General features: G+C 69.5%; 15 protein-coding genes. 6 read left to right on the forward strand and 9 right to left on the reverse strand.

Annotation, left to right across the window (positions count from 1 at the left end; all coding sequences use genetic code 11):
* Positions 1–42 precede the first annotated feature (42 nt).
* The 4 genes from sigM to trxA all read left to right on the forward strand — a co-directional run bounded on the left by sigM (position 43) and on the right by trxA (position 3,267).
* Positions 43–783 carry an RNA polymerase sigma factor SigM gene (sigM, locus tag HPT28_RS17560; protein WP_219092098.1) on the forward strand — a complete coding sequence of 247 codons (741 nt, stop codon included), beginning with the start codon at positions 43–45 and terminating at the stop codon, positions 781–783.
* Entirely contained in the window at positions 780–1,682 is a 903-nt protein-coding gene (locus HPT28_RS17565) for a zf-HC2 domain-containing protein (protein ID WP_219092061.1), read from the forward strand. Before sigM ends, HPT28_RS17565 begins: the two co-directional genes overlap by 4 nt.
* A gap of 219 nt (positions 1,683–1,901) precedes the next feature.
* Positions 1,902–2,897: a thioredoxin-disulfide reductase gene (gene trxB, locus HPT28_RS17570; RefSeq protein WP_219092062.1), complete on the forward strand. Its 996-nt coding sequence runs from the start codon at positions 1,902–1,904 to the stop codon at positions 2,895–2,897.
* Positions 2,898–2,943: 46 nt separating this feature from the next.
* Positions 2,944–3,267, forward strand: a complete 324-nt coding sequence (gene trxA / locus HPT28_RS17575) for a thioredoxin (protein WP_219092063.1) — start codon at positions 2,944–2,946, stop codon at positions 3,265–3,267.
* Between the two features lie 190 nt (positions 3,268–3,457).
* Here the strand turns inward: trxA and HPT28_RS17580 are convergent, their stop codons facing one another.
* From HPT28_RS17580 to rpmH, 9 genes are all read right to left on the reverse strand, one after another.
* Positions 3,458–4,075, reverse strand: a complete 618-nt coding sequence (locus tag HPT28_RS17580) for a GNAT family N-acetyltransferase (protein ID WP_219092064.1) — start codon at positions 4,073–4,075, stop codon at positions 3,458–3,460.
* 81 nt (positions 4,076–4,156) lie between these two features.
* Complete coding sequence (locus HPT28_RS17585) at positions 4,157–5,293, reverse strand: ParB/RepB/Spo0J family partition protein (protein ID WP_219092065.1); 1,137 nt, start codon at positions 5,291–5,293, stop codon at positions 4,157–4,159.
* Positions 5,290–6,339: a ParA family protein gene (locus HPT28_RS17590; RefSeq protein WP_269737291.1), complete on the reverse strand. Its 1,050-nt coding sequence runs from the start codon at positions 6,337–6,339 to the stop codon at positions 5,290–5,292. The genes HPT28_RS17585 and HPT28_RS17590 overlap by 4 nt, the downstream gene beginning before the upstream one ends.
* Positions 6,340–6,675: 336 nt before the next feature.
* A complete protein-coding gene (gene rsmG / locus HPT28_RS17595; protein WP_219092066.1) occupies positions 6,676–7,440 on the reverse strand; it encodes a 16S rRNA (guanine(527)-N(7))-methyltransferase RsmG in 765 nt (254 codons plus the stop codon).
* A complete protein-coding gene (locus tag HPT28_RS17600; RefSeq protein ID WP_219092067.1) occupies positions 7,437–7,940 on the reverse strand; it encodes a R3H domain-containing nucleic acid-binding protein in 504 nt (167 codons plus the stop codon). The genes rsmG and HPT28_RS17600 overlap by 4 nt, the downstream gene beginning before the upstream one ends.
* A gap of 14 nt (positions 7,941–7,954) precedes the next feature.
* Complete coding sequence (gene yidC / locus HPT28_RS17605; protein ID WP_219092068.1) at positions 7,955–9,028, reverse strand: membrane protein insertase YidC; 1,074 nt, start codon at positions 9,026–9,028, stop codon at positions 7,955–7,957.
* A gap of 3 nt (positions 9,029–9,031) precedes the next feature.
* Entirely contained in the window at positions 9,032–9,319 is a 288-nt protein-coding gene (yidD, locus tag HPT28_RS17610) for a membrane protein insertion efficiency factor YidD (RefSeq protein ID WP_219092069.1), read from the reverse strand.
* The gene (gene rnpA, locus HPT28_RS17615) at positions 9,316–9,684 is read right to left on the reverse strand and encodes a ribonuclease P protein component (RefSeq protein ID WP_219092070.1); all 369 of its coding nucleotides are present in this window, start codon (positions 9,682–9,684) and stop codon (positions 9,316–9,318) included. Before rnpA ends, yidD begins: the two co-directional genes overlap by 4 nt.
* A 22-nt stretch (positions 9,685–9,706) precedes the next feature.
* Positions 9,707–9,844: a 50S ribosomal protein L34 gene (gene rpmH, locus HPT28_RS17620; protein WP_016906158.1), complete on the reverse strand. Its 138-nt coding sequence runs from the start codon at positions 9,842–9,844 to the stop codon at positions 9,707–9,709.
* A 468-nt stretch (positions 9,845–10,312) separates the two neighbouring features.
* Between rpmH and dnaA the strand changes: the two genes are divergently transcribed.
* Positions 10,313–12,244, forward strand: a complete 1,932-nt coding sequence (gene dnaA / locus HPT28_RS17625; protein ID WP_219092071.1) for a chromosomal replication initiator protein DnaA — start codon at positions 10,313–10,315, stop codon at positions 12,242–12,244.
* Between the two features lie 911 nt (positions 12,245–13,155).
* The gene (gene dnaN, locus HPT28_RS17630) at positions 13,156–14,286 is read left to right on the forward strand and encodes a DNA polymerase III subunit beta (protein WP_219092072.1); all 1,131 of its coding nucleotides are present in this window, start codon (positions 13,156–13,158) and stop codon (positions 14,284–14,286) included.
* Positions 14,287–14,298: the final 12 nt, after the last annotated feature.

Below are 14,298 nucleotides of genomic sequence, written 5' to 3' on the forward strand. Positions count from 1 at the left end.
GGCAGACGGCCAAGGGAGGGCCTTGCGGTGGGCGACGACGCCATGAGGCGCACCCCGGACGGCGACGACGTGGCCCCGGTCGAGGACGGCGAGCTGCTCGCCCGGCATGTCGCGGGGGACCCCGAGGCCTTCGGGGAGCTCGTCCGCCGGCACCGGGATCGGCTGTGGGCCGTGGCGCTGCGCACCTTGGGGGATCGTGAGGAGGCGGCGGATGCCGTGCAGGACGCCCTCGTGTCCGCCTACCGCCGCGCCGAGACCTTTCGCGGGCAGTCGGCGGTGACCACCTGGTTGCACCGCATCACCGTGAACGCCTGTCTCGACCGGGTCCGGAAGGCGGCGTCCCGTCGGACAGCGCTCACCGACGACACCGAGCGCCTCGACCGTCTGCTGGAGCCCGAGGAGTCCGCTTCGGCACCTGCCGAACGGGCCGACCTCCATCGTCAGGTTCTCGAGGCGCTGGCCCGGCTCCCCGCCGAGCAACGGGCCGCCCTGATCCTCGTGGACATGCAGGGCTACCCCGTGGCGGAGGCGGCCGAAGTGCTCGACGTCGCGGTCGGCACCGTGAAGAGCCGCTGTGCCCGGGGCCGGGCCCGACTGCTGCCCCTGCTCAGCCATCTACGGGCGGACAGCGCGTCCCCGGGTGGCTCGGCCGCGAGCAGCTCCCCCGCAGCCCGTGGTGCATCAGGCGACGGAAGACGGAACCGGACGTCGAGGGCATCCGTCCCACCGAGGCAGGGCATCGAGGGAACCGGAGCCATGAAGGGCGGAGGTGGAGCAGCATGACCGCGTCTTTCGCGACATCCGGCGACGGACATCCCGAGGTCGAGGAGATCGCCGACCTGGCAGAGGAGCTGCTTGCTCCGCGTGACGCCGAGCGGCTCCGCGCCCACCTCGCGGAGTGCGGTCCGTGCCGAGACATCCGGGTGGCCCTGGACGAGGTCCACGGCGCCCTCAGCACGCTGCCCGACCCCGGGCCGATGCCCGGGGAGGTGGCGGACCGGATCGACGCGGCGCTCGCCGCCGAGGCTGCGCAGCGCTCCACCCCACCGAGCCCGACCTCCACGACGCCGACGGGTCCACGCTCTGTTTCACGTGAAACACGGCGACCACCCTCCGCAGGGTCGGGGGGGACGACGGGTCCCGGCCGGTCCCCTCGCCCCGGAGGACGCAGGCGGTCTCGACGCCACGCCGTCCTGCTGGGGGCGGCGGGGATCGCGGCCGTCGCCATCGGTGGGCTCTTCGCCGCCGGGATGTTCACCGACAACGGGACCGGCAGCACCAACCAGGTCGCTGGAAAGCAGCAGGAAGCCTCTGCCGACCGGCTGGAAGAGCAGGTTCACGCCCTGCTGGCACCCGCCTCGAAGGCTCCAGAGGACGATACCGCTCGGCCGGAGAAGGTGCCCGAGGGTCCGGGGCCGCAGCAGCAGCCCCAGCACCCCTTCACGGTGGAGACGGCCGACCCTGCCCTGCCGCAGTGCATCGCCCGGGGCGTCGACCGCGAGGAAGTGCCGATCGCGGTGGGCCAGGAGGACTACCAGGGGACGGCTTCCTTTCTGGTGGTCCTGCCCCACCCCGGCGACACCAGCCGCATCGACGCCTACGTCATCGACGCGGCGTGCGTCACACAGGCCCCCGAGTCCCAGGGCGAACGGCTCGCCTTCCGCACGCTCGACCGCCCCTGAGCCAACGCCCCGATGAGGCGCCAGGCCCCGACAGGGCGCGGGCAGGGCGCCGTCGGGGCTCAGCGCACGGAAGAACACGGCGGCGGCCCGCACCACCCGTCCGTGGGGAGCAGCCTCGGGGCGCGGACCCTCGGGAATGCCCGGCCCGTAGTATCCGTTGGGCGGGGTGTGAGCCTCGTCAGAGGAACCGGAAACCGTCGGCAGACAAGGAAGACATCCGTGAGTGACGTCCGCAATGTGATCATCATCGGTTCCGGGCCTGCGGGCTACACCGCTGCCCTCTACACCGCGCGTGCCTCGCTGCGTCCGCTGATCTTCGAGGGCTCGGTCACGGCGGGCGGCGCCCTGATGAACACCACCGAGGTCGAGAACTTCCCGGGCTTCCGCGACGGCATCATGGGTCCGGAGCTGATGGACCAGATGCGCGCCCAGGCCGAGCGCTTCGGCGCGGAGCTGATCCCGGACGACGTCACCGCCGTCGAGCTGACCGGCGACATCAAGACCGTCACCGACTCCACCGGCACCGTCCACCGTGCCCGGACCGTCATCGTCGCCACCGGCTCGCAGCACCGCAAGCTCGGCCTGCCGGGCGAGGACGAGCTCTCCGGCCGTGGCGTGTCCTACTGCGCCACCTGCGACGGCTTCTTCTTCCGCGACCAGGACATCGCCGTCGTCGGCGGTGGTGACACGGCTATGGAAGAGGCCACCTTCCTCTCCCGCTTCGCCAAGTCCGTCACCATCGTCCACCGCCGCGACGCCTTGCGGGCCTCCAAGGCGATGCAGGACCGCGCCTTCGCCGACCCCAAGATCCGTTTCGCCTGGGACAGCGAGGTCGCCGAGATCCACGCCACCGACGGCAAGCTGTCCTCGCTCACCCTGCGCTCGACCAAGAACGCGGAGACCTCGGAACTCCCCGTCACCGGGCTGTTCGTCGCCATCGGCCACGACCCGCGCACCGAGCTCTTCCGGGACACGCTCGACCTGGACGACGAGGGCTACCTCCGCGTGGACGCCCCCTCGACCCGGACCAACGTCCCCGGCGTCTTCGCCGCCGGCGACGTCGTCGACCACACCTACCGCCAGGCGATCACCGCCGCCGGCACCGGTTGCTCCGCGGCGCTGGACGCCGAGCGCTTCCTCGCCGCCCTGTCGGACGGCGAGCCGGCCGAGCCCGAGAAGACGGCGGAGGCCACTCCGGCCGCCGCCACCGCCTGAGCCGCGGCATCGAAGCTTCCCCACACAGACAACCTGAGGAGACCCCATGGCCACCCTGACCGTTACCGACGCCGACTTCGAGCAGGTCGTGCTGAAGAGCGACAAGCCTGTGCTCGTCGACTTCTGGGCGGCGTGGTGCGGCCCGTGCCGTCAGATCGCCCCCTCGCTGGAGGCGATCTCCGAGGAGCACGCTGAGAAGATCACCGTCGTGAAGCTGAACATCGACGAGAACCCGGAGACGGCCGCCAAGTACGGGATCATGTCCATCCCGACGATGAACGTCTACCAGGGTGGCGCGGTCGCGCAGACGATCGTCGGTGCGAAGCCGAAGGCCGCGCTCGAGCGCGAGCTGGCCAACTTCCTCGCCTGACCCTGACGCCGAGGGCTTCTCGGCTCGTCGCCCGGCGTTTCACGTGAAACGGCCCAGCCCGATCAAGGGCTGGGCCGTTTCCTTGTCTTCCACACCGTCCCCGCTGTGCGTCCTGACCGCATGCGTCGCCCGAGTCATGGACCACCACTTCACGCGCCGGGTTCATGGGCTGGCCCGTGGCACGCACGGCCTACAGCGGTCGCGGCACCGGGTCCTTGTGAACGGCCCCGAGAAGCTGGTCGAGTGCCCGCTCGACATCTGCCTTCCAGGACAACGTCGTGCGCAGCTCCAGCCGGAGGCGGGGATAGCGCTGGTGCTGTCGCACCGTCTTGAACCCCACCGCCCGCAGCGGCTCGGCCGGGAGCATGCAGCGCGGTTCCTTTCCCCGAGCATCCGCGATCACCTCAAGCGCGCGGAATCGGCGCTGAAGAGCGTCCTTCGCCACGGTCTGCACCATCACCCGGCCGAGTCCCTGTCCCCGGAACTCCGGCAGCAGGGCGGCCGTCATGAGCTGCACCGCGTCCGGGGACACGGGGCCGGTGGGAAAGGCCGTGGCCCGGGGCACGAAGGCGGGCGGGGCGTACAGCGCGAATCCCACGGGCCTCCCGTCCACCAGGACGACCCGGCCACAAGAGCCCCACTCCAGGAGCACGGCGGAGACCCAGGCCTCCTTCTCCGCCTCGGATTCCCCGGCACGTTCCGCTCGTCCGCCGCGTACCGGATCCAGCTCCCAGAACACACAGCGACGGCACGTCGGTGGCAGATCGGACAGACGGTCCAGGGTCAGCGGAACGAGTTGACGCCCCATGGATCCATCGTATCCATGGGGCGTCGACGGGGATCGCTCAGCCGCTGCTTCCCGGCGGAACGCCCGGCCCAGCGGCTCCTTCTACCTGGCGGTGTCCTCGTCCTCCTCGGCTGCGAGCCGCTGCTCCAGCACGCGCCCCTCGCCGGGCGCGAGGGAGCCCAGAATCCGCTCCAGATCCTCTATCGAGGCGAACTCGACGACGATCTTTCCCTTCTTCTGCCCGAGGTCGACCTTCACCCGGGTCTCGAAGCGGTCGGAGAGCCGGTGGGCCAGATGGTCCAGGGCGGGGGAGAGCCGCTTGCCGGCTCTTGGCGCCTTGGCCTTGGTGGGCCGGCCCGGCTTGTCGTTCATCAGGGTGACGATCTCTTCGACGGCCCGCACCGAGAGCCCCTCGGCCACGATGCGATGGGCCAGGCGGTCCTGCTCCTCCGAGTCGTCGACGGAGAGCAGAGCCCGCGCGTGGCCCGCCGAGAGCACCCCGGCGGCCACTCGACGCTGCACGGGAGGCGACAGACGCAGCAGCCGGAGGGTGTTGGACACCTGAGGCCGCGAACGGCCGATCCGGTCGGCAAGCTGGTCATGCGTGCACTCGAAGTCCTTCAGCAGCTGGTCGTAGGCCGCTGCCTCTTCCAGCGGATTGAGCTGCGCCCGGTGCAGGTTCTCCAGCAGGGCATCCAGGAGGAGTTGGTCATCGCCCGTGGCGCGGACGATGGCCGGGATCGCCTCCAGACCGGCTTCACGGCAAGCGCGCCAGCGGCGCTCACCCATGATGAGTTCGTAGCGCTCCGCTCCGAGTTGCCGCACGACGACGGGCTGGAGCAGACCCACCTCCTTGATGGAGGTGACCAGCTCGGCCAAGGCGTCCTCGTCGAAGACCTCACGAGGCTGACGCGGGTTGGGCGTAATCGCGTCGAGCGGGACCTCGGCGAAGTGTGCGCCCGCCACCTCCGCGAGCTCCGGCCCGCTCGGAGCCTCCGAGGCCTGGGCCGTTGCCCCGCTGCGCCCCGCGACGGGCTGGCCCTCCTCGGCCATATCCGGAAGGGCGGTCACGGCAGCGGCGGCGACGCCTCGCTCGGAGTTGATCACCGGGACCGCTGAGGGCGAGGTGGCACCGTTGATTCCGATCGTCGGAACCGGGGCGTTGTCGTCCTGACTCTTGGGGGCCTCGGGAATCAGCGCGGCGAGCCCGCGGCCCAGTCCCCTACGTCGTTCGCTCACTGGATCCCCTCCGCCGTACTGTGCTGGTGGTTCTGATGCGCCTCGGTGTTGCGCAGAGCGATTTCCCGGGCGGCTTCCAGGTAGGAGAGCGCACCGCTGGAGCCCGGGTCGTAGGTGAGTACTGTCTGCCCATAGCTGGGTGCCTCGGAGATCCGTACAGAGCGCGGGATGTTGGTGCGCAGGACCTCGTTCTGGAAGTGTCCTCGGACTTCGTCGGCCACCTGGGAGGCCAGCCGGGTCCGCCCGTCGTACATCGTGAGCAGAATGGTGGAGACATGGAGCGCGGGGTTGAGGTGCCCCTTGACCAGGTCCACATTCCGCAGCAACTGCCCGAGTCCTTCCAGCGCGTAGTACTCGCACTGAATCGGGATGATGACTTCGGTGCTCGCCACGAGCGCGTTGACGGTCAGCAGACCCAGCGATGGCGGGCAGTCGATGAGGATGTAGTCCAGCGGCTGTTCATAGGCGGAGACCGCGCGCTGTAGCCTGCTTTCCCGCGCGACCAGTGACACGAGTTCGATCTCCGCACCGGCGAGATCGATCGTGGCAGGCGCGCAGAAGAGGCCCTCCACGTCCCGGACGGGCTGGACCACCTCGGACAGCGGCTTGCTTTCCACGAGGACGTCGTAGATCGAAGGCACTTCCGCGTGGTGATCGATGCCCAGCGCGGTGGACGCGTTGCCCTGTGGGTCCAGGTCGACCACGAGAACACGGGCACCGTGCAACGCCAGCGAGGCTGCGAGGTTCACCGTCGTCGTGGTCTTCCCCACGCCACCCTTCTGGTTGGCGACGACCATCACGCGGGTCTGAGCGGGCCTGGGAAGCCCCTCACCGGCGCGGTGCATCGCCTCAACGGCCTGCTGGGCGGCACGGCCGATGGGAGTGTCGTCCATGGGAGGCAGCGTCTCACGCGTTTCACGTGAAACATCCGCCAGTTCAGCGCGGGGACCAGGGACCGGGTCGGCCATCGGTCCCGCGGTATCAGCGTCGGACCGCAACGGTTCACTCTCCTCGGAAGGCACCTTCGCAGAGTCAAAGACTGCCATGCTTTCCGAACGGTGAACCACTGAGCCCCGCTGTTCTGTGGACAACTCGCCAGTTGTGGACAAGTTCTCCGGGCGGGAAGGACGCTTGGTACGGGCCTGCGGCTCGGCGGCAGCACGACCCCGACTGATGATTCCATGCAGAAGGGAGCGGCGTTTCACGTGAAACACGATGCCCCCGCGGCGCGCACCACCTCGGCCGACACTCCGCAATTGGGCATTTTTGCCGCTTTTATGGAGTAGGCGGGTCCGGGGCGGTGCCGGCTCCCCCGCCCTGACGGGAGGCCAGGCCCGCACCGAGGAGAATCCCGGCGGACCCAGCCTGGCAGGCCCAGAAACCTAACGTCGCCGGCGTCCGGAACGGCCCGCCCGCGCCGCCTTGGCGCGTTTGGCCGCGAAGCGCACACCCCCGGGGCTCTCACCCACCTCGGCGCGCACCACGGTCGACAGAGGATCGACCACGCCAGCCCCCACCTGGACGACCGAGGCCTTCACCACGCCGAGCTTCTGCAGCGCCGAGCGGGCGCCCTTCAGCTCCTCCTCCGCGGTGTCGCCCTTCAGCGCGAGCATCTCGCCGTACGGCCGCAGCAGGGGCACACCCCAGCCGGCGAGCCGATCCAGCGGAGCCACCGCCCGCGCCGTGACGACGTGTACCGGGGCCAGGGTGCCCAGGACCTCCTCGGCCCGGCCCCGCACCACGGTGACATGGTCCAGGCCGAGCAGCTCCACGGCCTCCTGGAGGAACGTCGTCCGCCGCAGCAGCGGTTCCAGCAGCGTGATCCGCAGATCCGGGCGTACGAGCGCGAGCGGAATCCCGGGCAGGCCGGCGCCGGACCCCACGTCGCAGACGGTCACGCCGTCCGGAACGACCTCGGACAGCACCGCACAGTTCAGCAGGTGCCGGCCCCACAACCTGGGGACCTCACGCGGGCCGATCAGCCCGCGGCGCACTCCCGCGTCCGCCAGCAGTTCGGCGTAGCGGATCGCGTCGGGCAGGCGGTCCCCGAAGACCGCCTCCGCATTCTCCGGGGGAGGAGCGAGTTCCTGCGAGACAGGGGCCTCGCCGTTCTCGCCCTCACCCCTGACGCCGCCCTCCGCTGTCACGGCAGGACGACCACACAGCGCTGCGGCTCCTCACCCTCCGACTCGCTCCGCAGCCCCGCCGCCTTGACGGCGTCGTGGACGACCTTGCGCTCGAAGGGTGACATCGGCTTGAGCTTCACGGCCTCGCCGCTGCTCTGCGCCTGCTCCGCGGCCTCGGTGGCGAGCTTGGTGAGCTCCTCGCGCTTACGTGCGCGGAACCCGGCGATGTCGAGCATGAGCCGACTGCGGTCGCCGGTCTCCCGATGCACGGCGAGCCGGGTCAGCTCCTGCAGGGCCTCCAGCACCTCGCCATCCCGGCCGACGAGCTTCTGCAGGTCGCGGCTGCCGGCGTCGCTGATGATCGAGACGGCGGCACGGTCGCCCTCGACGTCCATGTCGATGTCGCCGTCCAGGTCCGCGATGTCGAGCAGACCCTCCAGGTAGTCGGCCGCGATCTCCCCTTCCTGCTCCAGGCGGGAAAGGGTGTCGGTGCCCTCAGCGGCTTCGGTGGTGTCCGTCACTGATGGACTCCCTCTCACTTCTTCGACTTCGCGGACTGCGGCTTCTTCTTGCCCTGCTGGGGCTTCTTGCCCTGCTGCGGACGGTTCGGCTTGGCCTGCTCCGTCGTCGGCTGTGCGGGCTTGCCCGGGGCCTGCTTGGTGCCGCCATGGGCGGCGGCCGTCTGGCGCTGGGACTTGGACTGTCGCTTGGGCTGGGTGCGGTTGGCCCGCGCCTGCTCCACGGCCTCCTTGGCCGCGACCTCGACCGGGTCCTCCTTGATCTTGCCCTTCGCACGCAGCTTCTCCTGCCGCTGCTTGAAGGCCAGGGACCCCGGCGTCGGGTTGCGCTTGATCACGTACATCTGCTGGCCCAGCGTCCACACGTTGGTGGTCAGCCAGTAGACGAGGACACCGACCGGGAAGTTGATGCCGAAGACGGCGAACATGATCGGGAAGATGTACATCAGCAGCTTCTGCTGCTGCATGAACGGCGTCTTGACCGTCAGGTCGACGTTCTTCGTCATCAGCTGGCGCTGCGTGTAGAACTGCGACAGCGACATCAGGACGATCATGATGACGGTGACGACCCGCACGTCCATCAGCGTGGCTTGCAGCGCCTCAACGGTGCTGGCGCTGTCCATGAACTTCGCCGCGATCGGGGCACCGAAGATCTGGGCGTTCCGGGCGCTGTCGACCATCTCCTGGTTGTCGATCACGCCGACCGTCTGGTCGTTGGCGATCTTGTTCAGCACCTGGAAGAGCGCCAGGAAGAACGGGGACTGCGCCAGGATGGGAAGGCAGCTGGAGAGCGGGTTGGTACCCGTCTCCTTGTACAGCTTCATCATCTCTTCGGACTGACGCTGCTTGTCGCTCTTGTAGCGCTCCTGGATCGCCTTCATCTTCGGCTGGAGCGCCTGCATGTTCCGCGTGGCCTTGATCTGCTTGACGAACAGCGGGATCAGGGCGATCCGGATGACCACCACCAGGCAGACGATGGACAGACCCCAGGCCCAACCGCTGTCCTCGTCGAAGACCAGGCTGAACAGCGAGTGGAACTGGACGATGATCCAGGAAACTGCGGTATAGAGAGGACCGAGGATCGTGTCCACGAATCAGGCTCCTTGGGCGTGGGACTGGGTCCGATGCTGCCAGCGGCTCCGCAGCCGCTGATGCCAGACCGGGTGCTTCCGGGCAGGAACATGGTCGACGCCACCGGGCGACCAGGGGTTGCAGCGCAGGATGCGCCAGGCGGTCAGTGCCGTGCCCTTCACCGCGCCGTGCAGGCGAATGGCCTCATAGCCGTAGTGCGAGCACGACGGGTAGTACCGGCACACCGGCCCGAGCATCGGGCTGATGGTCCACTGATACAGCTTGATCAGCCACAGGAGCGGGTACTTCACGTCGGCGGCCCTCCAAGCAGCCGCTGCAGCGCGGAGTCGAGATCACGGGCGAGCGAGTCATGACCCGCGTCTCCCGCGCCGGGCAGCGCCCGTACGACAACCAGGCTACCGGGGGCCAGCAGCCTCAGCCGCTCACGCATGAGATGCCGCAGGCGCCGCTTCACCCGATTCCGGACAACGGCGTTCCCCACGGCCCGGCTCACGACGAAACCCGCACGCGGCGGGGGAGCGTTCTCCCCCGTCCCGTGCGGGTCCGTTCCGCTGCGCAGATGGACGACGAGTAGCGGGCGGCCGGCCCGCCTCCCTCGCCGTACCGCGGCCGAGAAGTCCTCGCGCCGCCTCAGCCGGTGCTCGGTAGGCAGCACGTCATGGACCTGAGGCCGAGGCTCAGGCCGACAGGCGGGCGCGGCCCTTGCTGCGCCGGTTCGCGACGATGGCGCGGCCGGCGCGGGTCCGCATGCGCAGCCGGAAGCCGTGGGTCTTCGCGCGGCGGCGGTTGTTCGGCTGGAAGGTGCGCTTGCTCACTCGGGGGCTCCAGAAATGCTTGTGTCTCACTGAGACGATGTGGGGCGCCGACTGGCTGTCACCGTGCGCCCACGAGTAGCTCGCAACGCCCGAGTGCACCGCTTCTTCTTCCCGATCTCCGGCTGACCGGAGCGTCGGGATCGTGCCCATCGGAGGCAGGCGGCAGCAGCCATCGACAACTCGACCTGGTTACGGTACGCGCGGCTGAGCCATCCGGTCAAACCGGGGTTGTTCGGGGGACATGATCACGCCCCTCCACAGACTGACACAGCCATTCCGCACCCGACCGGACGGGCGCGGGGAGGAGCAGCCGCCGACGCATGGCACAGTTGTGCACACCCTGTGGACAACAACTTGAGCAGCGCCAGCCGGGCCGACTACCGTAGCCGGACTCCGATTCCTTCCCAGCCGTCCCAAGAGCCACACTTTCGCGGAAAGTGTCCCCCAGCGAGTGAGAGAGCGTGCCCTGTGGCTGACGTACCTGCCGATCTTGCCGCAGTGTGGCCACACGTTCTCGAGCACCTCCTGGGTGACGGACAGGGCATCGAGGCGAAGGACCAGCGCTGGCTGCGCGACTGCCAGCCCCTCGTCCTCGTCTCCGGCACGGCTCTGCTCGGGGTGCCGAACGAGTACGCCAAGGGCGTCCTCGAAGGCCGCCTCGCCCCCATGATCAGCGAGGCCCTGAGCCGCGAGTGCCAGCAGCCGATCCGGCTGGCGATCACCGTCACGGGCCCGGCGCCCGACCCCGGCCCACCGCCCGCCCCGGGCCCGCCCACGGCGGGGCAGCCGGCCCCCGGACAGGCCCCGGCCCCCGTCCCCGAGCAGCGCACGCCGCAGCACCGCTATGACGAGCAGCCGCGCTATGAGGACGGCCGCTACGACGACAGCCGCTACGAGGACGCCTCCCGGTACGACAAGCGGCCCTACGAAGAGGCCCGCTACGAGGAACCGGCCCGGTACGACGAGGCGCGCTACGAGGAACCGCGGTACGAGGAGCCCCCGCGCTACGACGACACGCGGTACGAGGAGCCCCGCTACGAGGAGCCCCCGCGCTACGACGACACGCGCGAGCTGCCCACCGTCCGACCGGCGTACCCGAACTACCCACACGCCCCGCAACCCGGGCGGCAGCACCAGCCCGGGGCCTGGCCGCGCCAGGCGGAGGCCGAGAGCTGGGCACCGCCGCGGGACCCGTACCCGCCTCCGCAGCAGCACGGCTACGGCGGGCGGCCGGGCCAGTCCGCGTACGACCCGCAGCACCAGCCGCCCCCGAAGCGGTTCGACGAGCCTCCGCAGCTGCCGGCTCCCAGCGGCGCTCCCGGTCCGCTGGCCGCGCAGCCCGCGCCGGCGGCGGGCCCGGGCGAGCCCACGGCCCGCCTCAACCCCAAGTACCTCTTCGACACCTTCGTGATCGGCGCGTCGAACCGGTTCGCCCACGCCGCGGCGGTCGCGGTGGCCGAGGCCCCGGCCAAGGCGTACAACCCGCTCTTCATCTACGGCGAGTCCGGTCTGGGCAAGACGCACCTGCTGCACGCCATCGGCCACTACGCCCGCAGCCTCTATCCCGGCACGCGGGTGCGCTACGTGAGCTCCGAGGAGTTCACGAACGAGTTCATCAACTCCATCCGGGACGGCAAGGCGGACGCCTTCCGCAAGCGCTACCGGGACATGGACATCCTGCTCGTGGACGACATCCAGTTCCTCGCGAGCAAGGAGTCCACGCAGGAGGAGTTCTTCCACACCTTCAACACGCTGCACAACGCGAACAAGCAGATCGTGCTGTCCAGCGACCGGCCGCCCAAGCAGCTCGTCACGCTGGAGGACCGCCTCCGCAACCGCTTCGAGTGGGGCCTGATCACCGACGTCCAGCCCCCCGAGCTGGAGACGCGCATCGCGATTCTGCGGAAGAAGGCGGTCCAGGAGCAGCTCAACGCGCCGCCGGAGGTCCTGGAGTTCATCGCCTCGCGCATCTCGCGGAACATCCGCGAGCTGGAGGGCGCGCTCATCAGGGTCACGGCCTTCGCGAGCCTGAACCGTCAGCCGGTGGACCTGGGGTTGACGGAGATCGTCCTGAAGGACCTCATCCCGGGCGGCGAGGACGCCTCTCCGGAGATCACGGCCGCCAACATCATGGCCTCGACCGCGGACTACTTCGGGCTGACGGTGGACGACCTGTGTGGCTCCTCGCGCAGCCGTGTCCTCGTGACCGCGCGGCAGATCGCGATGTACCTGTGCCGTGAGCTGACGGATCTGTCGCTGCCGAAGATCGGCGCGCAGTTCGGCGGCCGGGACCACACGACCGTCATGCACGCCGACCGGAAGATCCGGGCGCTCATGGCCGAGCGGCGGTCCATCTACAACCAGGTGACGGAGCTGACGAACCGGATCAAGAACGGCTGAGCCCTCCGCGGGCCCGCGCCGCCGCTTCTCCCTCCCTCTCCCCTTCCAGACTCCCTCGGGTTCTCCTGGCTCTCGCGACCGGGCGGGCAGTCGGCCCATCCGGTCTCCCGGCCTCCGTCATGCCGCCCCGCTGCCGCGCCACGTCGCCGCGCGCCCCCGCCGTGTGATCCCGCGCTGACCGGGAGGCGGGCGGGGGTCCATCGCTGTTCGAATGAGCCCCGAGCGTCCACAGCTACGGCTGTCTTTCCACGTCCACAGCCTGGGGACCGGTGAGTTGTCCCGACTGTGTCCACAGCGGAAGCAGGATGGACGGCATCATGGCAGGTCGGACGGCTGGGGACATGTGCACTCGCGGCCTCCACAGGCTGTGGACGGAAAATCGCACGTCAACACCTGTCCAGAGTTGTCCACGCACCGCCCACAGCCGAGCGGCCGTTGTCCCCAGGACGAAGGGGGTTCTCCACACCACTGTCCACTGTTCGACAACGCGACGCGGCCGCTCACCGCTCGGAGTGAAAGCGGTCACATGGGCGGGGTGGATTGGGCTGTTGAGAACCTGGGTAAATCTGGGGACGCCGCTGTGGGCAAGTAGCCGTCTCCTGTGAACCGCGTGTGCACAGAGCTCTCCCATCCACAGCACCCCCCTGTTCGTCCACCGCCGCGCCCACAGGGCCCGTGGACAAAAAATGGTGCCTGACCTGCGGGGATCGAGTTATCCCCGGAATCCACAGCACCTACTACTGAGACCACAGAGATAAGCCGGGAAACTCGTGTCGAAGCGGGTCCTGTGCACAACTCGGCTCTCCGCCTCGTCCCGGCCACCCCGCCGAGTTGACCCGAGCGCTCACGGCTGTCAGCGACGTGCGTCAGACTGGTGCCCGGCAACCAGCAACAGCAGGAGGCGGCTGAAGGTGAAGATCCGGGTAGAGCGCGATGTCCTGGCGGAGGCGGTGGCATGGGCGGCCAAGAGCCTTCCGGCCCGTCCGCCGGTGCCGGTCCTCGCCGGCCTGCTGCTGAAGGCGGAGGAAGGTCTGCTCAGCCTCTCCGGGTTCGACTACGAGGTGTCCGCGCGGGTCTCGGTGGACGCCGAGGTCGAGGAGGAGGGCACGGTCCTCGTCTCCGGCAAGCTGCTGGCGGACATCAGCCGTGCGCTCCCCAACCGCCCCGTGGAGATCTCCACAGACGGTGTACGGGTCACCGTGGTCTGCGGATCCTCGCGGTTCACGCTCCACACCCTGCCGGTGGAGGAGTACCCCGCGCTGCCGGAGATGCCGTCGGCCACCGGCACCGTGCCGGGTGAGGTCTTCGCCTCCGCCGTCTCCCAGGTGGCCATCGCCGCCGGCCGTGACGACACGCTGCCGGTGCTCACCGGTGTGCGCATCGAGATCGAGGGCGACACCGTCACCCTCGCCTCGACGGACCGCTACCGCTTCGCCGTCCGCGAGTTCCTGTGGAAGCCGGAGACGCCGGACGCGTCCGCTGTCGCTCTGGTCCCCGCGAAGACGCTGCTGGACACCGCGAAGTCGCTGAGCGGCGGCGAGCAGGTGACGCTGGCGCTGTCGGGTTCTGGCGCGGGCGAGGGCCTGATCGGTTTCGAGGGCGCCGGCCGACGGACGACGACACGGCTGCTGGAGGGTGACCTGCCGAAGTACCGCACCCTGTTCCCCACGGAGTTCAACTCGCTCGCGACGATCGAGACGGCGCCGTTCGTCGAAGCCGTGAAGCGTGTGGCGCTGGTGGCCGAGCGGAACACCCCGGTGCGGCTCAGCTTCGAGCAGGGCGTGCTCACGCTGGAGGCCGGTTCGAGCGACGACGCACAGGCCGTGGAGCGGGTGGACTGCACGCTGGAGGGCGACGACATCTCCATCGCGTTCAACCCGGGCTTCCTGCTGGAGGGGCTGAGCGCGATCGACTCCCAGGTCGCCCAGCTCTCCTTCACCACCTCCACCAAGCCGGCGCTGCTGCGGGGCAAGCCCGCGGTCGACGCCGAGGTGGACGACGCCTACAAGTACCTGATCATGCCGGTCCGGCTCAGCGGCTGATCCGGGGCCGAG

Origin of the sequence: Streptomyces sp. JJ38, assembly GCF_019303475.1 — a bacterium.
GTDB lineage: Bacteria > Actinomycetota > Actinomycetes > Streptomycetales > Streptomycetaceae > Streptomyces.

Bases quoted from the DNA above. Each gene is read 5' to 3' on its own strand.
- sigM (WP_219092098.1), top strand. From the start codon at position 43: ATGAGGCGCACCCCGGACGGCGACGACGTGGCCCCGGTCGAGGACGGC.
- HPT28_RS17565 (WP_219092061.1), top strand. From the start codon at position 780: ATGACCGCGTCTTTCGCGACATCCGGCGACGGACATCCCGAGGTCGAG.
- trxA (WP_219092063.1), top strand. From the start codon at position 2,944: ATGGCCACCCTGACCGTTACCGACGCCGACTTCGAGCAGGTCGTGCTG.
- HPT28_RS17580 (WP_219092064.1), bottom strand. From the start codon at position 4,075: ATGGGGCGTCAACTCGTTCCGCTGACCCTGGACCGTCTGTCCGATCTG.
- HPT28_RS17590 (WP_269737291.1), bottom strand. From the start codon at position 6,339: ATGGCAGTCTTTGACTCTGCGAAGGTGCCTTCCGAGGAGAGTGAACCG.